Source organism: Streptomyces tremellae (genome assembly GCF_039540215.1).
Lineage (GTDB): Bacteria > Actinomycetota > Actinomycetes > Streptomycetales > Streptomycetaceae > Streptomyces > Streptomyces tremellae.
This window is the reverse complement of sequence record NZ_BAABEP010000012.1, coordinates 80,372-103,591: the sequence shown is the minus strand read 5'-3', so window position 1 is coordinate 103,591 and position 23,220 is coordinate 80,372. Positions and strand designations below refer to the sequence as shown.

The window sequence follows — 23,220 nt, the reverse complement described above, 5'->3', positions numbered from 1 at the left end:
CTGTGCGGTGGCGGGGGTGCGGACGTTGTCGGTACGCAGGAGGAGCGAGCGGCGCGCGGGCCGGCCGGTCGGGTGGTGGTCCGTCCGACGGGCCCACGGGTCAGTCGCGGGCGGTGTAGCGGTCGAGGAGGAGGGGGCGGTGGAGGCGGGCCTGACGGGGCATGTTCCAGCCGAGGACGGCTGCGGGGCCCTTGCCGTCGTCGTAGCGCGCGACGAACCGGCCCTCCTCCGGGGCGCCTTCGACGACCTGCACGGCGGCGTCGGGCCCCGGCAGGCCGTACAGCTGGATCCTGGCGCCCAGCTGGTCGGTCCAGAAGTAGGGCACGGGCGTGTAGGAGCGGTCTTCGCCGAGGATGTTCGCCGCGACCGCCATGGCCTGCTCGGTGGCGTTGGTGCGGTTCTCGAGGCGCAGCATCCTGCCGAGCGCCCTGTGGTGGAAGCGCGCCAGGTCCCCCGCGGCGTAGACACCCTCGGCCGCACGGCAGCGGGCGTCGCACACCACGCCGTCCTGGAGCGTGAGCCCGCTGCCCGCAAGCCACGCGGTGGCAGGAACGCTGCCCATGGCGGCCACGACGAGGTCCGCGGGCAGCAGTTCGCCGTCCGCCGTCCGTACGCCGGTGACACGGCCCTCCGCGCTCTCCAGGCCCTCGGCCCTGGTGTGCGGGCGCAGCCGCACCCCGTGCGCGGTGTGGAGCGCCGCGAGCCACCGCGCCACCGTGGGCCCCAACTGCGCGCACATAGGGGCCTCTTGCGGGCCCGCGAGGGTCACCTCACGGGCCGCGGGCCGGACCGTGGCGGCGATCTCCGCGCCGAGCACCCCGTCCCCGACGACCACGACGCGCCGCGCGGAGGGCAGTTCGGCGCGCAGCCGCACGGCATCCTCGATGTCGCGCAGCACGTGCACCGCGCCGACGCCGCTCGGTCCGGGAGGCCTGCGGGCGTGCAGGCCCGTGGCGAGCACCACGGCCTCGGCGCTCAACTCGCGGTCGAGCTCGGTGCGTACGGTGCGGCTCGCGGCGTCGAACGCCACCGCGCGCTCCCCCAGGGCGAATGCGGCGTCCAGGGCGTCGAGCGTCTCCTTGGTGCGCAGCAGCGTCCGCCCGGGGTCCCAGGTCCCGGCCAGGACCTGCTTGGACAGCGGCGGCCGGTCGTACGGCGCGCCGGCCTCCGCGCCGAGCAGGGTGATCCTCCCGGCGTAGCCCTTCCGGCGCAGGGCCTCCACGACGGCGAGCCCGGCGGCGCCGGCACCGACGACGAGCACGTCCTCCGGGGTGTTCATGCGTCCTCGCCACCGAGGTGGATGGCGGCGGCGGGGCAGACGCCCGCGGACTCGCGGACCGCCGCGTGGTGCTCCTCGGCCGGCTCGGCGTCGAGCAGGACGACGATGCCGTCCTCGTCGCGCTGGTCGAACACCTCGGGAGCGATCAGCACACACTGCCCCGCTCCGCAGCACTTCTCCTCGTCGACGGTGATCTTCATGAGTCCTCTCCTGTCCGCTCCGCGCGGTGCGCTGTGACGGTCGTGCCGTGGGCTGCCCGGACGGCCGGCGGCCCGGCGGACCCGAACGCGGGGGCACCCCCGCCAGGTCGCGTGCCCGCGCTCACCACGCCACCGGCAATTCGCGCAGCGGGGTGGTCAGCATGCCTTCCTGGCGCCGCAGTTCGCCGACGTCGACGGCGAGCCGTAGCCCCGGCAGGCGGCGCAGCAGCACACCGAGCACGGCCTGGAGTTCGGTGCGGGCCAGCGGCTGGCCGAGGCAGGAGTGGGGTCCTGCGCCGAACGCCAGGTGGGGGTTGGGGCTGCGGCCGATGTCCAGCACGTCCGGGGCGTCCCAGGCGCGTTCGTCCCGGTGGGCCGCGGCCATGCTGCACACCACCGTCGTGCCGCGCTCCACCCGGCCCCCGGACAGTTCGATGTCCTCGTGGGCGTAGCGCAGCATGCCGAAACCGCTGCCGTTGGGGTCGTAGCGCAGCACCTCCTCCACCGCGGGGCGGATCAGCGAGCGGTCGGCCGACAGCCGCTCCCAACGGTCGCGTTCGGCGAGCAGGTGTGCGGCCATCATGGAGATGAAGCCGGCCGTCGTCTCGTGCCCGGCGAGCAACAGGGCCTGCCCGGTGGCGACGAGGCCGGCCTCCGACATGGGCCTGCCCTCGGTGTCCGCGCCGTCCATCAGCCTGCTGAGCAGGTCGTCCCCGGGGGCCTCGCGCTTGCGGGCGACGAGGTCGGACATGTAGGCGGCGAAGTCCCGGTGTGCCGCCTCGGTCTCCTCGCGGGTGTACTTGGTCATGTTGAGGAAGGTGTCCGACCAGGCCTTGAAGCGGTCGCGGTCGCTCTCCGGCACGCCGAGCATCGTGCAGATGACGTAGACCGGCAGCGGGAACGCCAGCATGCTCACCAGGTCGGCGGGGGCGCCGTGCTCGACCATCCCGTCGACGAGCCGGTCGGCCATCTCCTCCATGCGGGGTTTCAGCGCGGACATCCGTTTGGCGGTGAACCACCTGCCGATCATGCGGCGCCAGCGCGCGTGGCCCTCGTCGTTGAGGGCCTTCGCCATCGGGCTGCTGAAGATGCCCTCGGCCTCCCCCGCCGTGATGCGCGCGGCGTCGGGCCGCGCCAGGCCCTCGCGGCTGAGGCGCGGATCGGTCAGCGCCGTCTTGACGTCCTCGTACCGGGTCAGCAGCACCGCGGGGTCGCCGCTCGGGAAGGTCACCGGGGCGACCGGGCAGCCCTGCCGCAACCGGGCCCATTCCGCAGGCGGTTCAAGCGGCTCGGGGGCGGAGATGGGGTAGTCGGGGGGCCGCGTGCCGCGCGCGTCGCTCATGGCTGCTCCTCGGATCCGTGGGGGGGTGGTCGCCCGGCCCTGCGGGCGCGATCAGTGGATCGCAGAATCCTCGATAAGTCAATCGACTGACTTAAACTCGGCCCTCCGTCGCCCCCGGCCCCGAACTCTCGGCCGCGGGGCCTGGTTACGCGTCCTCGGGCCCCAGCGCGTCCAGCTGGGAGCGCAGCCGGGCTCGCAGCACGGCGCGCAGCTCCCCCGGCTCGACTCCGGTGAGCGGCACGGCGAGGGCCAGCAGGCGGGTGGCGAGTTCGTCCAGGTCCCGGCCGCCCACGGTGACCCGGGTGGCGTCGGCGCCGACGCTCTCGTGGACGCCCGCCCCCGGCGGGACGAGCCGCCTGGCCTCCGGGAGCGGCACCGGCAGCACCACCGTCCCGTACACCGGGTAGTGGCTGGTCAGCATGGTGGCGACCAGCCCCGCCGCGTCCGGCGGGTCGTCGATGCGTACGGTCTCGCCGGTGGGCCGCGCCTCCGCGACCCGGTCGGCCCTGAAGGTGCGCCGCTCGGTCGCGAACCACCTGGGCGACCTCGGCCGCGACCACCCGGAGCCGGCGGTCGGCGCCGCCGCGCGCCGGTCCGCCGCGCCGTCCCCGGCGGGCCACACTCCCGCGCTGGTACGCCACGGCCTGCGCACCCTCGTCAAGCGGGGCCATCCGGAGGCGCTGGCGCTGCTCGGCTTCCACCCGGCGTCCGTGGCCGTCCAGGGGCCGGTGCTCGACCCGGCCGAGGTACCGTTCTCCGGATCCGTGCGGCTCACCGCGACCCTGTTGCAACACCGGGACGCTCCCCGCCCGGCTGGTCGTCGACTACACCGTGCACCACCACAGGGCGGACGGCCGCCAGAGCGCGAAGACCTTCAAGCTCACCACCCTCGCCCTCGACCCGGGGCAGGGGTTCCGCGTCGAGCGCGAGCACTCGTTCAGGCCGCTGACGACCCGGCGCTACCACCCGGGCCCGCACGCGATCCAGCTGCTCGTCAACGGTGTCGCGGGCGAACGGGCCGCCTTCCTGCCCCTGCCGCCGTGACGCGGGAGCGGCGCCGCGGCCTCGCCGACCCGGCTCCGGCCCCGCGCGGACCGTCAGGCCGGCGGCTCGTCCCCGGGGGCCGGTGCGGCGGGCCGGCGGCCCCGCTCGTCGGCGCGTACGGGCCTGAGCGCGGCCCACACGGCGAACGCGGCGCCGACGGCCAGCATGCCGATGCCGGTCCACAGGTTGAGGCGGATGCCGCCGCTCTTGCCGAGTTCCGCCGCGTCGGTGAAGGCGAGCCCCCAGACCAGGCAGACGGCGCCGTAGATGACGAACAGCACGGCGATGCAGGTCCGCAGGTCGAGCCAGAAGCTCAGCCGGGAGTCCTCCGGGCGGACGGGCTGTGACATGGGTTCCCCTTTCGGGGCGGGCCCCGGTGCGGGGCCCGCGTGCGGGCGGGTGGGTCAGACGCTGAAGGCGACGTAGCAGGCGGCGGTTAGGGCGAGCACGCCGACCGAGAGCACCGCGGGCGAGCGGTACCAGCCGGGTTCGCGCTCCACCGTGCGCGCCGCCCTCGGCGTCACGCTCCGTACCAGGCCCACGAGTTCGGCGTCCGGTTTGGGCGCGGTCACCAGCGAGACCGCCACCGCGACCAGGATCGCGAGCACGAAGCCCACGCCGCCGCCGACGTAGCTGGAACCCTGGCCGGAGAAGTGCACGATCCCCGTCCGGTTGAGCACGAAGACCGCCACCGCGCCCACCGTGCCGGCGACCAGCGCGGACCAGCCCGCCGTACCGGTCATCCGTTTCCAGAACATGCCGAGGATGAACACGGCGAAGAGGGGGACGTTGAAGAAGGAGAACAGCGTCTGGATGTAGTCCATGATGTTGCCGAAGCCCGCCGCGATGAAGGCCGTGCCGACCGCGAGCGCCGTACCGGCGACCGTGACCAGCCGCCCCACCCTCAGGTAGTACGCGTCAGGCTTCCCCGGCTTCACCCAGTCCTGCCAGATGTCGTACGTGAAGACGGTGTTGAAGGACGACACGTTGGCGGCCATGCCCGCCATGAACGAGGCGAGCAGACCGGCGAGCGCGACTCCGAGGAAGCCGTTGGGCAGCAGCTCCTGGAGCAGCAGCGGGACCACGTCGTTGTACTGGGCACCGGACGGCAGTCCCTGGCGCAGGTGGGCGATCTGCGGCACCAGCACGGCCGCGATCATGCCGGGGACGACGATGACGAACGCGATGAGGGTCTTCGGGAAGGCAGCGATCAGCGGGGTGCGCTGGGCGGCCGACGCGCTCTTGGCGGAGAACGCGCGCTGCACCTCGGTGAAGTTGGTGGTCCAGTAGCCGAACGACGTGATGAACCCGAGCCCGAGCACCACACCGAACGCGCTGCCCACACCGCTGTGGATGCCGGTGAGTTCGTGCCCGGGGAAGGGCGACAGGTCGGCCTGCCCGTGCGGCTGCCCGGAGAGCTTCGCGGTCAGGCCGTGCCAGCCGCCGACGCGGTGGAGGCCGACCAGGGTCAGCGGCACCATCGCGGCGACGATGACGAAGAACTGGAGTACCTCGTTGTAGATGGCCGCGGAGAGCCCGCCGAGGAAGGTGTACGAGAGGACCACCGCGCCCGCGACCACCACGGCCACCCAGGTGGGCCAGCCGAGCAGCGCGTTGACCACGATGGCCATCGCGTACAGGTTGACCCCGGCGAGGAGGACGGAGGCCACGGCGAACAGGACGGCCTGGATGCGCTGGGTCGCCGGGTTGAACCGGCGGCGCAGGAACTCCGGGACGCTGCGCACCTTGGAGCCGTAGTAGAACGGCATCATCACCAGGCCGAGGAAGACCATCGCGGGGATGGCGCCGATCCAGTAGTAGTGCACGGTCTGGATGCCGTACTGGGCGCCGTTGGCGGTCTGGCCGAGCAGTTCGGTGGCGCCGAGGTTGGCGGACATGAACGCGAGCCCGGTCACCCACGCGGGCAGGGAGCGGCCGGAGAGCAGGAAGTCAAGGCTGGTGGAGACGGAGCGCCGGGCGATGAAGCCGATTCCGAGCACCAGGGCGAAGTACACCGCCACCAGCGCGTAGTCGATCGGGTGGGCGTCGATCCGCAGCGCGGGCTGTGCGGCGAGCAGCAGGTCGGGGGGCGAGGTGGGCACGGGTTTCCTTCCCGGGGGCGGTGTGTTCTCCGGTCTGCCGGCTCCCCCGGGCGCGCCCGCCGGGCGGCCCGCGGCGCTCCCCTGCCCGTGCCGGCAGGGAGACGGCCCCGGCGCGGGGCGGGGTGCGGGCCGCGTCCCGCCCGGCCTCGGCGGGGAGGGCGGGGCCCACCCCGGAGCGTGCGGGCGTGCCCCGGTGGACGGCGTCGCGGGGCCCCGGCCGGCCCCGCTCCGGCGGCCGTCGACCGCGGGGTGTTCCCACGGGCCCGGCGCCGTCGCCGCCCATATTGTTAGCGGCAACATTCCGGAGGGTCAAGGGTCGCCACCGTGCATCCGCGCGCCTGGCGTCCGCGGTGCAGGGAGGCGCGCTCGACGGCCGCACCCCCCTCGGGACGGCCGCGTCGGATGTTTTCAATGGACCCCTCAACCCGCTTACTTTGAAGCTTGGTTACGGGGGAATCCAGTCGCCGCGCCCAGTCGGACGCGGGTCCGGGGCGCGGGACCGCGGGGAGCGGCGTGGGCCGTCCGGCCTCCCGGGCAGCCGGACGCTCCCGCGGACACCCCGAACCGTCGCGGGACGGCGAGCCGAGGACCCTTGCGCACCACTTTTGTTATCGCTAACAATCAGAGGACCGCCGCGCCGCCGCCTCGGGGCCGCACGGCGCCTCCGTACGGGCCCGCGGCCCGGTACGTACCCCCCGCACCAGGTGAGGAACCGACGTGACCGCTCCCCCCGGCCCCCGCGCCGAACCCGCCCCGCCCGCCGAACCCTGCACGGTCGGCATCGACTTCGGCACGCTCTCCGGGCGGGCCGTGGTGGTCCGGGTGCGCGACGGCGAGGAGCTGGGTGAGGCCGTCCACGTATACCGGCACGGTGTCATCGACGGGACGCTGCCGAGTACGGGCGCCGAACTGCCGCCCGACTGGGCCCTCCAGCACCCCGAGGACTGGCGGGACGTGCTGCGTCACGCGGTGCCCGAGGCGCTCGCGGCGTCCGGTGTCGCCCCGCGGGACGTCATCGGCGTGGGCACCGACTTCACCTCGTGCACGGTCCTGCCGGTACGCCGGGACGGCACCCCGCTGTGCCTCGCGGGGCGGGGCGACCACCCGCACGCCTGGCCCAAGTTGTGGAAACACCATGCCGCGCAGGGCCAGGCCGACCGGATCACCGGCCTGGCCCGTGAGCGCGGGGAGCCGTGGCTCGGCCGCTACGGCGGGCGGATCTCGGCCGAGTGGCAGTACGCCAAGGCGCTCCAGGTGCTTGAGGAGGACCCGGCGACCTGGGCCGCCTGCGAGCGGTGGATCGAGGCCGCCGACTGGATCGTGTGGCAGCTGACGGGGCACGAGTCCCGCAACGCCTGCGCCGCCGGCTACAAGGGCATCCACCAGGACGGCGGTTACCCGGACGAGGCGTACCTCGCCGCGCTGGACCCGCGGTTCGCCGACTTCCCGCGCACCCGCCTCGACCACCCGCTGTCCCCGCCCGGCAGCGCGGTCGGCACCCTGACGGCCGGGGCGGCGGCGTGGACCGGGCTGCCCGCCGGCATCCCGGTGGCGGCGGGCAACGTGGACGCGCACGTGAGCGCGTCGGCCTCCGGCGCCGTCGCGGGCGGGCGCCTGCTCGCCATCATGGGCACGTCGACCTGCCACGTGCTGAACAGCGACGTACTCGCCGAGGTGCCCGGCATGTGCGGTGTGGTGGACGGCGGGATCGTGCCCGGCGCCTGGGGGTACGAGGCCGGGCAGAGCGCGGTCGGCGACATCTTCGCCTGGTGGACCTCGACGGGCCTGCCGGACGCCTACCGCGCGGAGGCCGCGCGGCGCGGCCTCGACGCACACACCCTGCTCACCGAGAAGGCGGCACGCCAACCGGTCGGCGCCCACGGCCTCGTGGCGCTCGACTGGCTCAGCGGCAACCGGTCGGTGCTCGTCGACCACCGCCTGTCGGGGGTGATCGCGGGCCTGACGACCGCCACCGCGCCCGAGGACGTGTACCGGGCGCTCCTGGAGTCCACGGCCTTCGGTACGCGGGTGATCGTGGAGGCACTGGGGCGTGCGGGCGTCCCCGTCACCGAGTTCATCGTCGCGGGCGGGCTGAAGAAGAACGCGCTGTTGCTCGGGATCTACGCGGACGTGCTCCGCAGGCCCGTCTCCGTCGCCTCCTCCGACCAGGCACCGGCCCTCGGCTCGGCGATCCACGCGGCCGTCGCGGCGGGCTCCCACCCCGATGTGCGCGCCGCGGCGCGGGCGATGGGCCGCGTCGAGCGGGCCGTGCACCGCCCCGACCCGGCGCGCGCCGACGCCTACGACGCCCTGTTCGCCGAATACCGGCTCCTGCACGACCACTTCGGCACGGGTCCCGACCGGCAGCTGCACCGCCTGCGCGCGATCAGGGACGCGGCGCGCTCCGCCGGTGTCCCGTACGCCGGTTGAGCCTGGCCCCGGCGCCCTGCACCCCACCACCACACACCGCAGCCCCCGGGAACAGCCCCGGGGAGAGGAGACTCCGATGGCAGCCGAGCCCGCCCCTGGTGAGATCTGGTTCCTCACCGGGAGCCAGCACCTGTACGGCGACGGCGTCCTGCGCCAGGTCGCCGAGCAGTCGCGCGGTGTCGCGGACCTGCTCGCCGCACAGCTGGACCTGCCGGCTCGGCTGGTGTGGAAACCGGTGCTCACCGGCGCCGACGCCATCCGCCGGATCTGCCTCGACGCAGGCGCGGACGACCGCTGCATCGGCGTGATCGCGTGGATGCACACCTTCTCCCCGGCCAAGATGTGGATCGCCGGTCTCGACGCGCTGCGCAAGCCGCTGCTGCACCTGCACACCCAGGCGCACGCGGACCTGCCGTGGTCCACCATCGACATGGACTTCATGAACCTGAACCAGGCCGCCCACGGCGACCGGGAGTTCGGCTTCGCCCAGACGCGGCTCGGCACGGCCCGCAAGACCGTGGCGGGGTACGCGGGCGACCAGGACACCGTGCGCCGGGTCGCGTCCTGGGCGCGGGCCGCGGCAGGCCGCGCCGAGCTGGCCCGCCTGCGGGTGGCGCGCTTCGGCGACACCATGCGGGACGTGGCCGTCACCGAGGGCGACACGGTCGAGGCGGAGCTGCGGTTCGGCGCGTCCGTCAACACCTACGGCGTGAACGACCTGGTGCCGCTGGTCGACGCGGCGTCCGACGCCGAGGTGGACGGCCTGGTCGCCGAGTACGCGGCGGCGTACCGCCTCGCGCCCGCCCTGCGGCCTGGCGGCGGCCGCCACGCCTCGCTGCGGTACGCCGCGCGGATCGAACTGGGCCTGCGAGCCTTCCTGCTGGACGGCGGGTTCGGCGCGTTCACCACCAACTTCCAGGATCTGGGCGGGCTGCGGCAGCTGCCGGGCATCGCCGTCCAGCGGCTGATGGCCGACGGATACGGCTTCGGCGCGGAGGGCGACTGGAAGACCGCCGTGCTGCTGCGCGCACTCAAGGCCGCCGCGCACGGGCTGCCGGGCGGCACGTCCTTCATGGAGGACTACACGTACCACCTCGACGCGGAGCGTTCGCTGATCCTCGGCGCGCACATGCTGGAGGTTTGCCCGAGCATCGCGGCCGGCGTGCCGTCCTGCGAGGTCCACCCGCTGTCCATCGGCGGGCGCGAGGACCCCGTGCGCCTGGTGTTCGACGCGGCCCCGGGGCCCGGTGTGGTGGTGGGGCTCACCGACCTCGGGGACCGCTTCCGGCTGGTCGCCGACGAGATCGACGTCGTGCCGCCGCCCGAGCCGCTGCCCCGGCTGCCCGTGGCGCGCGCGGTGTGGCGGCCCCGCCCCGACCTGCGGACGTCCGCCGAGTCGTGGCTCACCGCCGGCGGGCCCCACCACACCGTGCTGAGCACTGCGCTCGGCGCGGAGGAGCTGGACGACCTCGCCGAGATGCTCCGCACCGAGCTGGTGCTGATCGACGCGGGCACCACCGCCCGCCGCCTCCGGCAGGAGCTGCGGTGGAACCAGGCGTACCACCGCCTCGCCGGGGGCCTGTGACGCCCGCGTCCGGCCCCGCTCGCCCGCCCGCACGCGCCCCCGTCAGCCGCCCGTACCACCCGCCCGCCCTTCGTATGCCATCCCACCCGCCCGGACAGGAACGGCCGCGCGCCGAGGAGACGGAGACAGCGACCCGCCATGACGACCAGGCCCTCACTCACCGCCCTGCGCCGCGAGGTGCTGGCGGCGAACCTGCGCATCCCCGCCTCCGGTCTCGCCACGCTGACCTGGGGCAATGCCAGCGGCGTCGACCGGGACGCGGGGGTGTTCGTGATCAAACCGTCCGGTGTGCCCTACGCGGAGCTGCGGGAGGAGCATCTCGTCACGGTGGCGCTGGACGACGGGCGCGTGGTGGACGGGGACCTGAGGCCCTCCACGGACACCGAGACCCACCGCTGCCTCTACCGGGCCTTCCCCGCGCTCGGCGGGGTGACGCACACCCACTCGGCGTACGCGGTCGCCTTCGCGCAGGCCCGCGCGCCGATCCCGGTGCTCGGCACGACGCACGCGGACACCTTCAACGGGCCCGTCCCCGTGACCGACGACCTCACGCCCGAGCAGTGTGCGCGCGACTACGAATACCACACCGGCCAGGTCGTGGTGGACCTGCTGGGCGGCGATGGTGAGCGCGCGGCGGCCGTGCCCGGCGCGCTCGTCGCCCACCACGGCCCGTTCACCTGGGGGCCCACCGCGACGGCATCGCTGGAGAACGCGGTGGTGCTCGAAGCGGTCGCCGAGATGGCGCTGCACACCCTGCGCCTCGGGGGCCCCGCCGCACCTCCTCCCCCGCACCTGGTGGCGCGCCACTACACCCGCAAGCACGGCCCCGGCGCGTACTACGGCAACGCCTGAGCGGCCGCCGCAGCCGCCACCGCGCGCCCGAGCGGGAGCTTTGACGCCTCTCCAAGTGAGCAATAAGATGTGCCGATTTGACACCCTCGCCCCCTCTGGATCGGTACCGCATGGCACGGCCCCCCGAAGACACCGCGACGCCTCGCAGAGCCCCCACCATGGCGGACGTGGCACGGCTCGCCGGCGTCTCGCACCAGACGGTCTCCCGGGTCCTCGGCGACCATCCGAACGTGCGCCCCGCGACACGCGCCCAGGTGCGCAGGGCGATCGAGGAGCTGGGCTACCGGCGCAACCCGTCGGCGCGCGCGCTGGTGACACGGCGGACCCGCACGGTGGGCGTGGTGGCGTGCAACCCCACGCTGTACGGGCCCGCCAGCACGCTCGTCGGCCTCCAGGAGGCCGCCATGGCCGAGGGGTATCTGGTGTCGGCGGTCACCCTGCGGCGCTTCGACGCGGACGCGCTCGCCGACGCGGTGGAGGGGCTCGGCGACTGGGGGGTGGAGGGCGTGGTGGTGATGGTGCCGCAGGGCGAGACCGTCGCCGCCCTGGAGTCGCTCGACCCGCCGTTCCCCGTGGTGACCGTCGAGGGCGGCCACGACCTGCCGATCCCCGGCGTCTGTGTGGACCAGGAACTGGGCGGCCGGATGGTCACCTCGCACCTGCTCGCGGCCGGGCACCGCACCGTGTGGCATGTGGCCGGCCCGCAGAACTGGCTGGAGGCCGGGGCCAGACTGCGCGGCTGGCGGCGCACCCTCGAAGAGGCGGGCGCCCGGGTGCCGCCCGTGATCGAGGGCGACTGGACGCCGCTCTCCGGCTACCGCGCCGGCCAGGAGCTGGCGGGCCGGGCCCTCGCGGGCGGCGCCGGGCTCTCGGCCGTCTTCGTGGGCAACGACCAGATGGCGGTGGGCGTGCTGCGGGCGTTCCGCGAGGCGGGCATCGCGGTGCCGGGGCAGGTCGCCATCGCGGGGTTCGACGACATCCCCGAGGCCGAGTTCCTCACCCCGCCGCTGACCACCGTCCGCCAGGACTTCACGGCGGTCGGCGAGGCCAGCATCCGCCTCCTGGTCGACCGCATCGAGTCGGCCGGCCCGCGGGGCGCCGCGCAGGTGGTCATCGAACCCCGCCTCATCGTCCGCGGCAGCACCACCCCAGCCTGACGCGGCAGAACGCGCCACGGACGGCCGAAAGGCCGGTCGCCACCGCGGCGGAAGGCCGTCTAACGTCCTCGACCGTGACGCTCCCCTCCTCGCCCGACTCGTACCTCACCGCGACGGCCGACGCCTACGACGCCATGGCCGCCGTCTACGCCGACTTCGTCCGCGACGCGCTCGACGGCCTGCCGCTCGACCGGGCGGTGCTCGCCGCGTTCGCCGAGCTTGCACGGTCGGGCCCCGCGGGCCCCGTCGCCGAACTCGGCTGCGGGCCAGGGCAGATGACCGCACACCTGCGCGACCTCGGCCTTGACGCCTTCGGCGTCGACCTGTCGCCGGCACTCATCGCCCGCGCCCGCGCCGCCCACCCGGACCTGCGGTTCGACGTCGGCTCCATGGCCGCGCTCGACCTGCCCGACGCCGGGCTCTCCGGCGTCCTGTCCTGGTACTCGGTCATCCACACACCGCCGCGGAAACTGCCCCCGTACTTCGCCGAGTTCTCCCGCGTCCTGGCGCCCGGCGGCCATCTCCTGCTCGCCTTCTTCGAGTCGGAGGGCGACCCGGTCACCCCCTTCGACCACAAGGTGACCACGGCCTACCGCTGGCCCCTCGACGGCCTCGCCGCCCTGGCCCGCGCGTCCGGTCTCACAGAAACCGCCCGCATGCTCCGCGAACCCGCCCCGGGCGAACGCTTCCGCCGCGGCCACCTCCTCCTCCGCAAACCCCCCATCTGACGCCCCCCGCTCAGCGGCCCGACCCTGATCAGGGATACGGGGCCGTCCTTGGCCCTCCACACCCGCACGCGCGACCGCGGGCGCCGCCGCGGACCTGATGAGCGGTGCGTCGCGGGTGTGTTCGCGGAAGCCGGTGCTGTGGTGGAGGGCGCGCGCGCCGGGGCGCCCCGGTGCGCCCAGGCAGGCGACCGTCATGCGGCGGGCGCCGGCGCGGCGGGCCACGTGCATGCCGTGCAGCGGCATGGCTCTGGCCACGCCGCGGCGGCGGTGACCGGGGGGTGTGCCCACGGGTTCGCACTCGGCGGTCCTGGTGGGCGCGTCGAGCCGGATGATCGTCGAGGCCGCCATCGTCCCGTCCGGCGCCTCGACCAGGTCGAGTGGGTGGCGCCCGGCACGCCGGGGGACGACGGCCGCACCGGGCGCCGGGTGCGCTTCACCCCGCGGCGCGTGGTGGCGGGCGCCTGCTGCCGCTGCTCGCCGACGGCGCCGCCGTCGCCGTTCCCGGCCCCGGGCGCCGGCCGGAGCGCGCCCCGCCCGGTGAGGCACCCCGGCCCTGCGCGCGGGCAGGGGTGCCCTATTCGGTGTGGGGCTGGGTGAGGATGGCGTGGAGCCGGTCGAGGGGGATCTTGGGGGTGCGGTCGGGGGTGAGGAGGCCGTTGGTCTCCTGGAGGGTGTCGGTGAACTGGGTGTAGCAGTATCCGGCGAGATGGGAGCGGGTGGCGGCGGTGACCAGGGCGGTGAGGCGCTCAGTGAAGGCCTCGGTGGTGGTGAGGGTGTCGTAGCCGAAGACACTCTCGCCCTGCGGGGGTTCGAGCGTGGCGCCGCCGAACTCGCTGAGGACGACGGGCTGGCCCTGGTGGCGGGCGCCGTCCAGGGTGAGCCGTCTGGCCCCGGGCCAGGGGGTGGTGAACTCACCCTGGCGCAGGGCGGGATGGTGGTAGCGCTGGGTGAGGGTGGGGGCGTGCTGCGTGTAGTCGTGGACGCCCCAGATGTCGGAGCCCGAGATCTCCCAGCCGTCGTTGGAGACGGCGGGGCGCGAGGGGTCGAGGGCCTTGGTCAGGTGGTAGAGGGCGTCCATGAAGTGGCGCTGGGCGGGGACGAGAGAGGGGTTGGGCACGGACCAGGACTCGTTGACGGGGACCCAGGCGACGATCGAGGGGTGGCCGGCGTCGCGCAGCAGGGCCCGGGTCCATTCGGCGGTGACGCGCTCGACGGTGGGGGTGGTGAAGGCGTAGGCGGAGGGCATCTCCTCCCACAGCATCAGCCCGTAGCGGTCCGCCCAGTACAGGAAGCGGGGGTCTTCTATCTTCTGGTGGATGCGCAGCCCGTTCAATCCGAGCCGCTTGGCGAGTTCGGCGTCCCTGCGCAGGTCCTCGTGGGTGGCGGCGAGATGGGACTCGGGCCAGTAGCCCTGCTGGAGGGCCATGCGCAGGAAGCAGGGCTTGTGGTTGAGGAGGAAGATCCCGTCGCTCCAGCCCACCTCCCGCAGTCCGAGATACGAGCCCACCTCGTCGACCACGGTGTCCTCACGCCCGGGGCCGTCGTCACGCCCGGGGCCGTCCTCCGGCCCGGGGTCGGTGAGGGTGACGGTCGCGTCGACCAGGTGCGGATCGTCGGGGCTCCACAGCAGGTCGCCCAGGTCCTGGCCGTGGCGCAGGGCGGGCACGGCGATGTCGAACGCCGTCTGCTGCTCCTCGACGCGGACGCGCTGGTGGGCCAGCGTGCGTTCGCCCAGGCGCAGGTGGACGGTGGCGTGCAGGGGGCGCTCCGGCCAGCGCCCCAGCTGGAGGACGCACTGGACCCGGGCGTGGGCGACCTGGGGGGTCCAGTGCAGGCGGGTGAGGTGCTGTTCCGGCACGGTTTCGAGCCAGACGGGCTGCCAGATGCCCGAGGTGCGGTGGTACCAGATGGTGTGGGGCTCCGGGCGCCAGTCCTGTTTGCCGCGGGGCTGGGACGCGTCTTTGGGCTGGTCCTCGGCGCGCACCACCAGCACCTGCGGCCCCTCCTCGGCCAGGGCCGGGGTCAGGTCGCAGGTGAATCCGGTGTGGCCGCCCTCGTGGGAGGCGAGATGCTGCCCGTTGAGCCAGACCTCGGCCCGGTAGTCCACCGCCCCGAAGTGCGCCAGCAGCCGCCGCCCCGGCCCCGGCCGGCTGACGTCGAGGGCGCGCCGGTACCACAGGACGGGGTGGAAGCCCGTGTCGTGGATGCCGGAAGCGGGCGACTCGGGTGGGAAGGGCACCTCGATCGTCCGGGTGAACGGGTCCTCGGCCCGCGCCACCGGGGCCATCCACCGCTCGTCGCGGCCCCGGTCCGCGTCGTCGTAGGCGAAGTCCCACGACCCGCTCAGGTCGTGCCAGTCCACCTCCCGTACCAACTGCGGCCTCGGGTGGCCGGCGACATCGACGTGGCTGAAGGACAGCGGCATGCGGGAACTCCGGAAGTGTCGTACACGGGTGCGTGCGGGGGTGCGAGTGGAGGGGCAGGACGGGCGCGGGGCCGGACCCGCGCCGGTTCAGGCGGTCGCGCGGCGGGCCGCGAAGCGCATCTCGACCACCGTCGCCGCGAAGGCCAGGGGCCCGGGCAGGAGCGGGGCGAGCAGCGGGATCGACCAGGCGAGCAGCCCGGCCAGCAGGGCACCGCCCGCGAGGAGCAGGGAGCCGCGCGGGTCGGCGGCCACGCGCAGCAGGCCCTCGCGCGGGGACAGCCGGTGCGGGTCTTCGAGCGCGGTGGTGCGCAGCGCCACGACGGCGGCGCCCAGGACGAGCAGGACGAGCACGGGGGCCATGAGGCGCGCCCCCGGCAGGGGGCTGTCCAGGAGGCTCACGTCGGCCAGCAGGAGCACGGCGAGCGCGGGCGGCGCCAGGCCGCCCGCGAGCGACCTGGCCGACAGGTGCGCGCGCAGGTGCGTCGCGTACCCGGCGGCCCGCACGGGCACGCCGCTCTCCGCGGTCCCGCGCAGTGTCGCGGACGCGGCGGCGAACGCCGCGGGCGCCGTCACGACCGGCAGGCACGCGAGGCTGGTGAGCAGGCCGACGAGCAGCATGTCGGCGAAGAGGGTGAAGCCGCTCCCGAAGACCTCTCCGGGTTCCGCGCGCTCGCCGGGGGGCAGGGTGGTGGGTGCCTGGGACATCGGTCAGCCCTTCAGTCCTGAGGTGGCCATGCCCTGCACCAGGTAGCGCTGGAAGACGAAGAAGAACAGCACGATCGGCAGCACGGAGATGACCGACATCGCGAACATCGGTCCGTACGCGGAGGTGCTCGACTGGTCGACGAAGCTGCGCAGTGCGAGGGTGATGGTGAACTTCTCCGGCGCGAAGAGGTAGATCATCTGCGTGAAGAAGTCGTTCCACGTCCAGATGAAGGTGAAGATCGCCGTGGTGATCAGCGCGGGCCTGCTCAGCGGCAGGGTGACGGCCCAGTACGTGCGGAACGCACCGCAGCCGTCGATCCTCGCCGACTCCTCCAGTTCGCGCGGCAGGTTGCGCATGAACTGGACGATGAGGAAGACGAAGAACGCCTCGGTGGCGAGGAACTTCGGCAGGATCAGCGGCCAGTAGGTGTCCACCATGCCGAGCCGGTTGAAGATGATGTACTGCGGGATCAGCACGACGTGGTGCGGCAGCATCAGCGTCGCCACCATGAAGCCGAACATCGGCTTGCGCATGCGGAAGCGCAGCCTGGCGAAGGCGTAGGCGGCCAGCGAGCAGGACAGCACGTTGCCGACGACCGCGCCCACCGCGATCAGCAGGGTGTTGCCGAGCAGCCGGGTGACGGAGATGCCGGACACGCCGTCGAGCGCGGTTGTGTAGTTGGACCACTCCAGGTGGCTGGGCCACAGGTTGAGGCTGGTGACGACCTCGTCGGCCGGTTTGAGCGACGTGGCGAGCAGCCAGGCCAGGGGGTAGAGCAGGAGCAGCAGGGCCACGACTGCGACGGTGTGCGGCAGCCATCGCTTGACGGCGGGGTTCATCGTCCCTCCTCGTCCGCGTAGAAGACCCAGGAGCGGGACGTCTTGAACAGGATCAGGGTGACCGCGCCGATCGCGATGAGCAGCAGCCAGGCCATCGCCGCGGCATAGCCCATGTGCGAGGCGGTGAAGCCGCGTTCGTAGAGGTACAGCGTGTAGAACATCGTCGAGTCCGCGGGGCCGCCGTCGCCGCCGCTGATGGCGAAGGCGGGGGTGAACACCTGGAAGGACTGGATGGTTTCGAGCACCAGGTTGAAGAAGACCACCGGCGAGAGCATCGGCACCGTGACGGAGGCGAACTGCCGCCACCGGCCCGCGCCGTCAAGCGCCGCGGCCTCGTAGAGGTCGGACGGGATCTGCTGCAGGCCCGCCAGGAAGATGACCATGGGCGCCCCGAACTGCCAGGCGGTCAGCAGGACGACGGCGTACACCGCGAGATGCGGGTTGCCGACCCAGCCGCCGGTGTGGATGCCGACGGTGTCCAGGACGTGCGAGACGGAGCCGCCGTCGTTGAACAGCGCGCGCCACACCAGGGCGATGGACATGCTCGCGCCGAGCAGCGAGGGCGCGTAGAACGCGGAGCGGTAGAAGGCCCGGCCGCGGCCGAGGTTCTTCAGCAGCATCGCGGCGCCCAGCGCGAGCGCCAGTTTGAGGGGGACGGCGATGACGACGTACAGCAGGGTGGTGCCGACGGACCGCCAGTAGCGCGGGTCCTCGGTGAGCATCTCGGTGTAGTTGCGCAGGCCGACCCAGCGGGGCGGGTCGAAGAGGTTGTAGTCCGTGAAGGAGAGGTACAGGGAGACGGCCATCGGCACCAGGGTCAGCACGACCGCGCCGATCATCCACGGGGAGAGGAACACGTAGGCGGGCCAGTGCCTTTCGCGCTTCCCGCGGCGGCGCCCGGCGCGCGGCGGCTGCCCCGTGGGGTGGTGGGCGCGCGCGGGCGCCCTGGTCGGTACCGTGCTCATGACCTCAGCTCCCGGTTGGCCTCGTCGATGAGTTCGTGCGCCGCCTGCCGGGGCGTGGCGAGTTGGAACATCACCCGCTGGTACGCGCGGGTGAAGGCGGACTGGACGGCGACGTCGCCGCGCGGCGGCGCGCTCGGCGGGGCGGCGAGACCGTACGTCTCCATGGTCTCGGCGTAGTCGTAGATCTCCCGCTCCGCGCCCTTGAGGGTGGTGGCGACGCGGGCGGCGACGGCCCGGTTGGGCGGTGTGGAGCGGGTGAAGCCGAGGAGGTCGCCCGCCCGCCGGTCGTTGAGGAGGAAGTCGACGAGCCTGGCCGCCTCCTTCGGGTGGGCGGTGTGCGCGCCGATGCCCACCAGCATCGAGGGTTTGAAGTACTGGCCGGCGTGGCCGCCTGCGGTCGGGACGGGCGCGAAGTGGACCGTGTCGCCGAGCAGCGCCGTGTACCCGGGGAACGGCGCGTCCCAGGTGTAGTCGGCGGCCGCGAGGCCGCGGCCGAGGGGCGAGGTCTCGGTGGAGGTCGCCTGGGCCGTGTCGCGGGCGGCGGCCACGGCGCCCTGCCTGCGCAGCCGGTCGAAGAACGTCCAGAACTCGGTGAGGTCGTCCGCGGTGAAGCCCAGCCTGGTCTGGCTCGCGTAGAGCCGTCCGCCGCGGCTGCGCAGCCAGTCCTCGAAGACGTCCTCGTTGGGTCCGCAGTCGTTGGCGCCCCTGACGGTGCGCCCGTCGGGGGACCGCAGCCGCATCCCGGCGATCCTCCTGTTGGCCTCGGCCCAGTCGTCCCAGGTCCAGCTGGGCGGTGGCGGGGCGGGGAGACCGGCCTTGCGGTAGACGGCGGTGTCGTAGGCGAAGCCGGTGATGCCGCGGCCCATGGGCACGGCGTACTGCCTGCCCCCGAAGGTGCCCGTGCGCAGGAAGACCCCGTCCATCTCGGCGGTGCGGAGCGTGCCGTCGCCGATGGCGTCGTCGAGCGGCAGCAGGGCGCCGCCGCCCGCGTACTGGGAGATCTGGCGGTAGTCGAGCTGCGCCACGTCGGGCATGCCGCCGCCGGCCGCCTGGGTGGCCAGCTTCTGCAGGTAGGAGGCGAAGTCCGCGTTGGACGTGCGGACGGTGATGCCGGGGTGCTCCTTCTCGAAGAGGCGCACGGCCTGCTGCGTGCGGGCGGCGCGGTCGTCGTTGCCCCACCAGGCGAAGGTGAGGGTGACGCCGCCGGACGTCCCTCCGCTCGCGGTGGAGCAGGAGGAGAGCGCGGTGGTCAGGGCGGTACCGAGACCGACGGCGGCCGTGGCCAGGACGGCGCGGCGGCTCGGGGGTCGGTGCCCGCCGCTTCTGGGCTCGGGCATGGGTGCCTTCCGGGGGTACGAGGAGGAAACGAGTGGGCACGGGGCGGGCGGTGCGGGGCCGGGCCCGCCGCCCGGCCCGGTGCGGGGCCGCGGCGGGAGGGGCGCGCCGGTCAGATCCCCGGGTAGACGTCGAGGCGGCCGCACATGCCGAAGCGGCCGCGGGCCGCGGGCCCGGTCGCGCCGACCCGGGCGGCGGTCAGATGGCGGGCGTCCTGCCGGCGCAGGGCGCCGAGTTGGGCGCCCGTCGTTTCGGCCGCCGCGCTGGCGCCCGCGCGCCAGCGCCGCTCCCACGCGTCGAGCCGGGGGCGCACCAGGGCGGCGGCGGCCTGCTGGAAGGCGGCGAGCGGCCCCGGGTCGCCGCGCTCGGTGGCCTCGCGCAGTTCGAGGAAGCGGCCGGTCGCCAGGTCCCTGCGGGCCCGCGCGACGTCCGCCTGGTCCGCCTCCGGCACGTCCGCGGGGATGCGTACCGCCTCGGCGTATGTCCCGGGGTCGGCGAGGAGGTGCTGCGGCAGGGTGAGCACCGCGTCGCCGGCCTCGGGCAGCCCGCTGTTCTGCATCACGACGGTGATTTCGAGGCCGCCGTGGTTGGTCAGGCGGTGGATGGTGCCTGGCGTGAACCAGGCGACGGTGCCCGCTTCGAGCGGCGTCTCCCGGTAGCCCGAGGTGGTGAGGGTCTGCACCGTGCCGGTACCGGCCGTCACCACGTACCCCTCGGTGCAGGTGAGGTGGAGGTGCGGGGTGCCGCCCCCGGACTCGCCGTCCGCCGTGGGCCAGTCGTAGACCCGCAGCCTGGAGACGCCCACCGCGCCGGGGAAGCCGTCGTACGCGCCGCTCACCACGGGAGCCCCCGCAGGTGGGCTGCGACCCGGTCGCGGTCCCACGCGCCGTCAGCGAAGGTGACGCGGTAGCGCCGGGCGAGCGTGTCGCCGGGGGCGAGGACGAGTTCCTCGTGGAACGCCCAGGACGGGGCGACGGCGGCGAACGGGTCGCTGCGCACGAACCAGTGGGCCGGGTGGGTGCCGCCGGCGCCGGTGTGGTCGTTGGCCGGGTCGTGCTCGAAGACGAGGGTGGCGTGGCCGTCGCGTCCGTCGTGCTCGCCGGTGTAGGCGAGCCAGTCGGCCTGGCTGCCCATCAGGTCGCCGCCGTCGGCCTCCGCGCTGAAGACCCGCCCGTCGCGGAAGGCGCGCGGCCCGCGCCAGAAGAGGCCGGTGTAGCCGGCGGCCGGGCGGCCGTGGGTGGTGGGGCTGCCGAGGCGCAGCGGTTCGCTCCGCCGGTTGGTGACGGTCGAACTCCAGGTCTGCGACCAGCTCCTGGCGTCCGCGTCGATGTCCGAGACCTCGACGCGGCGCTCCTCCTCGGCCCACAGCTCCCCGTCGTGGGGGTGCCAGGTCAGGCGCTCGGCGATGACGGCGCGGTCGCCCTCGGCGCGTACCTCGTCGAAGGCGGTGTGCGCCATCGAGCCGACCTTCTCCGGCAGGGGGAGGTAGCCCTCGCCGTGCACGTAGGTGTTGCCGCCCCACAGGTTCTGTCCTGACAGGTGGGAGGCGGTCAGTTGCAGCCCCTTGTGCCAGCGGTGGTCGTTGGGCCGGTAGTCGGTGACGACGGCGCCCGACAGGGTGCGCAGCGGGTGCAGGTACGGCTTGGGTGCCTCCCACGCGGCCTCGGGGCGGTACACGTAGGCGAACAGCTCGGTGCCCGTCGCCTCGTGGGCCACGGTGATCCGGTCGCCGTGGGCGTGGGTCAGTGCCAGGGTCATGCGCGGTCCTCCTCCTTCGGGGAGCCGGCCGGGGCCCAGCCCGGGGCGCCGCCGTGCAGTTCGGTGTAGTAGGGGTCGCCCGGTGCGATGTCGCCGGCGCGCACGGCGGCGCCGGTGAACGCGGACTTGTACAGGGCGGTGATGAATTCGAGGGTGCGCCGGCCGCCCTGCCCGCTGGTGGGGTGACGCCGCCCGGCCTCGATGTCCCCGACGAGGGCGCGCAGTTGGGCGAGGTGCGAGCTGGGCTCGTCCGGGCCGAAGTCGCGCCAGCGCGCCGCGGTCTCCTCCGGGACGCCGGGGGCGGGTGTGATGCGCCAGTCCGCGTTGCGGTAGCCGTAGAGGTGGGTGACCTCGACGGTGGCGCGCTCGCAGTCGATGCGGATGCGGCTGATCTCGTCGGGGCTGAGGACGCTGTTGACGACGGTGGCGAGCGCGCCGTCCGCGAAGCGCACCTGCGCGGTGGAGACGTCCTCGGTCTCCACGTCGTGCACCAGCCTCGCGGCCATGCCGCGCACCTCGCTCCACGGGCCCATCAGGTCGAGCAGCAGGTCCGTCTGGTGGATGCCGTGGCCCATGGCGGGGCCGCCGCCCTCGGCCGCCCAGCGTCCGCGCCACGGCACGGCGTAGTAGGCGGCGTCCCGGTACCAGGTGGTCTGGCAGTGGGCCACGAGCGGCCGGCCGAGCGCGCCCTCGGCGAGCAGCCGCCGCACGTGCCGGGCGCCCGAGCCGAAGCGGTGCTGGAAGACGATGGAGGCGTAGGGGTCGCCCTCGCCGCCCTTCTCCGCCGCCTGTACGGCGTCGTAGTCGGCGAGCGAGGGGCACGGCGGCTTCTCGCACCACACCCAGGCCCCTGCCCGCAGCGCGGCGGCGGACTGCTCCCGGTGCACGGCGGGCGGTGTGCAGAGCACCACGAGGTCGGGGCGCACGTCGGCGAGCGCCGCGTCGAGGTCGGTGGAGGCGTGCGGGATGCCGAACTCGCCGGCGAAGGCGCGTACCGCGCGCTCGTCCACGTCGACCGCGGCCACGACCTCCGTGCGCCCCTCAGCGGCCAGCGTCCGCAGGGCGGGCAGGTGGCTGGAGCGCGCGATGCTCCCGGTGCCGACCACGGCCGTGCGCAGCGGGGCGTTCGAACGATGCCGAGACATGCGGTCCCTCTCGTGAGGCGGACGGGTGGGTACTGCGGCGGCGCACCGCGCCTGGCCGGCGCCCCCCGTCCTGGGGGCACGGGCATCGCCGCCCTGTCCGACAGCAACCACTCGCCATCGGTTCCAACGTTGTAACCACCGGGTATCCACGCGGTCAACCCTTCGGCGCGAATACGGTTCGGCGGTAAACGCGGAACCGGATGCGATCCGGAGCCCCGACTGACAGAATCTGCCGCCTGTGTGCATAATCCAGGGATGTCAAGCAAGGGGGCCGTGCGGTGGCAGCAGTGACGCTGAAGGACGTGGCAGAGCGCGCGGGGGTGTCGATCAAGACCGTGTCCAACGTTGTACGCGATGCCCCCAGGGTCTCTCCCGCCACGCGGGAGCGGGTGATGCGCGCCGTGCACGAACTCGGCTACCGGCCCAACCCGTCGGCGCGGCGGCTGCGCACGGGGCGCAGCGGCCTGATCGCGCTCGCCGTCCCCGAGCTCACCACGCCGTACTTCGCCGACCTGGCCCACCACGTGCGGACGGAGGCCACGGCGCTCGGCCTGACCGTGCTGATCGAGGAGACGCTCGGGGACCCGGCGGAGGAGCTGCGGCTCGCCACCGGCGTCGGCGCGTCGCTGCTCGACGGCGTGATCCTCTCGCCCCTCCATGTCACCCCCGCGGAACTCGCCCCGGTCGCGGACGAGTTCCCGCTCGTGCTGCTGGGCGAGCGCAGCTTCGAGTCGGAGCACGTGGTCGCCGACCACGTGCTCATCGACAACGTCGCCGCGGCGCGCGAGGCCACCGCGCACCTGGCGGGCCTCGGCCGCACCCGGATCGCGGCGGTGGGGGTGGACCAGAAGGCGTCGGCCACCAGCCGGCAGCGGCTCGAAGGCTTCCAGCAGGCGCTGCACGCGGCGGGCCTGCCCTTCGATCCGCGGCTCGCGCCCCGCGTCAAGGAGTTCGACCGCCGCAACGGCCTGCTCGCGATGCGCTCCCTGCTCGAACTCCCCCCGGCGGCACGGCCCGACGCGGTGTTCTGCTTCAGCGACATGCTCGCGGTCGGCGCCCGGCGCGCCGTGCACGAGGCGGGGCTCGGCATGCCGGGCGACATCGCCCTCGCCGGTGTCGACGGCTCCCAGGAGGCGCTGTACGGCACGCCGTCCCTCACCACCGTGGTCCCCGATCTGACCGGCATCGCGTCCCTGGCCGTGAAGTGCCTCGCGGCCCGCATCCGCTCCGACTCGCCCCTGCCCTTCGAGGTGCACGTGGCCCCGCACTGGCTCCAGGCGCGCGAGTCCACGCTCGGCGGGAGCGTGCCGCCGGCGCCGTGAGGCGCC

At 74.1% G+C, this 23,220-nt stretch carries 21 protein-coding genes and 1 pseudogene; 7 read left to right on the top strand and 15 right to left on the bottom strand.

Annotated features, from left to right (window positions below; all coding sequences use genetic code 11):
- Positions 1-100: 100 nt before the first annotated feature.
- The 4 genes from ABEA77_RS11910 to ABEA77_RS11895 all read right to left on the bottom strand — a co-directional run bounded on the left by ABEA77_RS11910 (position 101) and on the right by ABEA77_RS11895 (position 3,443).
- The gene (locus ABEA77_RS11910) at positions 101-1,279 is read right to left on the bottom strand and encodes an NAD(P)/FAD-dependent oxidoreductase (RefSeq protein ID WP_345645121.1); all 1,179 of its coding nucleotides are present in this window, start codon (positions 1,277-1,279) and stop codon (positions 101-103) included.
- Positions 1,276-1,479 (bottom strand): ferredoxin, encoded by a 204-nt coding sequence (locus tag ABEA77_RS11905; protein ID WP_345645119.1) that lies wholly within the window; start codon positions 1,477-1,479, stop codon positions 1,276-1,278. The genes ABEA77_RS11910 and ABEA77_RS11905 overlap by 4 nt, the downstream gene beginning before the upstream one ends.
- Before the next feature lie 121 nt (positions 1,480-1,600).
- Entirely contained in the window at positions 1,601-2,821 is a 1,221-nt protein-coding gene (locus tag ABEA77_RS11900; RefSeq protein WP_345645116.1) for a cytochrome P450, read from the bottom strand.
- A 145-nt stretch (positions 2,822-2,966) separates the two neighbouring features.
- A complete protein-coding gene (locus tag ABEA77_RS11895; RefSeq protein WP_345645113.1) occupies positions 2,967-3,443 on the bottom strand; it encodes a WYL domain-containing protein in 477 nt (158 codons plus the stop codon).
- Positions 3,444-3,652: 209 nt separating this feature from the next.
- Here ABEA77_RS11895 and ABEA77_RS11890 point away from each other — a divergent pair, with 209 nt between their 5' ends.
- Entirely contained in the window at positions 3,653-3,865 is a 213-nt protein-coding gene (locus ABEA77_RS11890; protein ID WP_345645112.1) for a hypothetical protein, read from the top strand.
- A 53-nt stretch (positions 3,866-3,918) separates the two neighbouring features.
- Here the strand turns inward: ABEA77_RS11890 and ABEA77_RS11885 are convergent, their stop codons facing one another.
- Together ABEA77_RS11885 and ABEA77_RS11880 are read right to left on the bottom strand one after the other, a co-directional pair.
- Complete coding sequence (locus ABEA77_RS11885) at positions 3,919-4,215, bottom strand: hypothetical protein (protein ID WP_345645109.1); 297 nt, start codon at positions 4,213-4,215, stop codon at positions 3,919-3,921.
- Positions 4,216-4,269: 54 nt separating this feature from the next.
- The gene (locus tag ABEA77_RS11880) at positions 4,270-5,943 is read right to left on the bottom strand and encodes a sodium:solute symporter family protein (RefSeq protein ID WP_425588264.1); all 1,674 of its coding nucleotides are present in this window, start codon (positions 5,941-5,943) and stop codon (positions 4,270-4,272) included.
- A 741-nt stretch (positions 5,944-6,684) separates the two neighbouring features.
- On the opposite strand from ABEA77_RS11880, the gene araB reads away from it, so the two are divergent.
- From araB to ABEA77_RS11855, 5 genes are all read left to right on the top strand, one after another.
- Positions 6,685-8,397, top strand: coding sequence for a ribulokinase (gene araB, locus ABEA77_RS11875; RefSeq protein WP_345645103.1), 1,713 nt, complete (start codon positions 6,685-6,687; stop codon positions 8,395-8,397).
- A gap of 76 nt (positions 8,398-8,473) precedes the next feature.
- The gene (gene araA / locus ABEA77_RS11870; protein ID WP_345645100.1) at positions 8,474-9,982 is read left to right on the top strand and encodes an L-arabinose isomerase; all 1,509 of its coding nucleotides are present in this window, start codon (positions 8,474-8,476) and stop codon (positions 9,980-9,982) included.
- 138 nt (positions 9,983-10,120) lie between these two features.
- Positions 10,121-10,834, top strand: a complete 714-nt coding sequence (araD, locus tag ABEA77_RS11865; protein ID WP_345645097.1) for an L-ribulose-5-phosphate 4-epimerase AraD — start codon at positions 10,121-10,123, stop codon at positions 10,832-10,834.
- A gap of 110 nt (positions 10,835-10,944) precedes the next feature.
- Positions 10,945-11,991 (top strand): LacI family DNA-binding transcriptional regulator, encoded by a 1,047-nt coding sequence (locus ABEA77_RS11860; RefSeq protein WP_345645094.1) that lies wholly within the window; start codon positions 10,945-10,947, stop codon positions 11,989-11,991.
- Positions 11,992-12,125: 134 nt separating this feature from the next.
- Positions 12,126-12,719, top strand: a complete 594-nt coding sequence (locus tag ABEA77_RS11855; RefSeq protein WP_345645235.1) for a class I SAM-dependent methyltransferase — start codon at positions 12,126-12,128, stop codon at positions 12,717-12,719.
- 138 nt (positions 12,720-12,857) lie between these two features.
- Here the strand turns inward: ABEA77_RS11855 and ABEA77_RS11850 are convergent.
- The 9 genes and pseudogenes from ABEA77_RS11850 to ABEA77_RS11810 form a co-directional block, all read right to left on the bottom strand.
- Positions 12,858-13,067 (bottom strand): annotated as a pseudogene (locus tag ABEA77_RS11850) (GNAT family N-acetyltransferase); the annotation flags it as partial.
- Between the two features lie 226 nt (positions 13,068-13,293).
- Positions 13,294-15,144 carry a glycoside hydrolase family 2 protein gene (locus ABEA77_RS11845; RefSeq protein WP_345645091.1) on the bottom strand — a complete coding sequence of 617 codons (1,851 nt, stop codon included), beginning with the start codon at positions 15,142-15,144 and terminating at the stop codon, positions 13,294-13,296.
- A gap of 87 nt (positions 15,145-15,231) precedes the next feature.
- Positions 15,232-15,849, bottom strand: coding sequence for a hypothetical protein (locus tag ABEA77_RS11840; RefSeq protein WP_345645088.1), 618 nt, complete (start codon positions 15,847-15,849; stop codon positions 15,232-15,234).
- A 3-nt stretch (positions 15,850-15,852) separates the two neighbouring features.
- Complete coding sequence (locus tag ABEA77_RS11835) at positions 15,853-16,689, bottom strand: carbohydrate ABC transporter permease (protein ID WP_345645085.1); 837 nt, start codon at positions 16,687-16,689, stop codon at positions 15,853-15,855.
- A complete protein-coding gene (locus ABEA77_RS11830) occupies positions 16,686-17,654 on the bottom strand; it encodes a carbohydrate ABC transporter permease (protein ID WP_345645082.1) in 969 nt (322 codons plus the stop codon). The genes ABEA77_RS11835 and ABEA77_RS11830 overlap by 4 nt, the downstream gene beginning before the upstream one ends.
- The gene (locus tag ABEA77_RS11825; RefSeq protein ID WP_345645079.1) at positions 17,651-18,991 is read right to left on the bottom strand and encodes an ABC transporter substrate-binding protein; all 1,341 of its coding nucleotides are present in this window, start codon (positions 18,989-18,991) and stop codon (positions 17,651-17,653) included. The genes ABEA77_RS11830 and ABEA77_RS11825 overlap by 4 nt, the downstream gene beginning before the upstream one ends.
- A 110-nt stretch (positions 18,992-19,101) precedes the next feature.
- Positions 19,102-19,827, bottom strand: a complete 726-nt coding sequence (locus ABEA77_RS11820; RefSeq protein ID WP_345645076.1) for a cupin domain-containing protein — start codon at positions 19,825-19,827, stop codon at positions 19,102-19,104.
- Positions 19,824-20,747, bottom strand: a complete 924-nt coding sequence (locus ABEA77_RS11815; protein WP_345645074.1) for a DUF6807 domain-containing protein — start codon at positions 20,745-20,747, stop codon at positions 19,824-19,826. The genes ABEA77_RS11820 and ABEA77_RS11815 overlap by 4 nt, the downstream gene beginning before the upstream one ends.
- Positions 20,744-21,892 carry a Gfo/Idh/MocA family protein gene (locus ABEA77_RS11810; RefSeq protein WP_345645071.1) on the bottom strand — a complete coding sequence of 383 codons (1,149 nt, stop codon included), beginning with the start codon at positions 21,890-21,892 and terminating at the stop codon, positions 20,744-20,746. The genes ABEA77_RS11815 and ABEA77_RS11810 overlap by 4 nt, the downstream gene beginning before the upstream one ends.
- 278 nt (positions 21,893-22,170) lie before the next feature.
- On the opposite strand from ABEA77_RS11810, the gene ABEA77_RS11805 reads away from it, so the two are divergent.
- Positions 22,171-23,214, top strand: a complete 1,044-nt coding sequence (locus ABEA77_RS11805) for a LacI family DNA-binding transcriptional regulator (RefSeq protein WP_345645068.1) — start codon at positions 22,171-22,173, stop codon at positions 23,212-23,214.
- Positions 23,215-23,220: the final 6 nt, after the last annotated feature.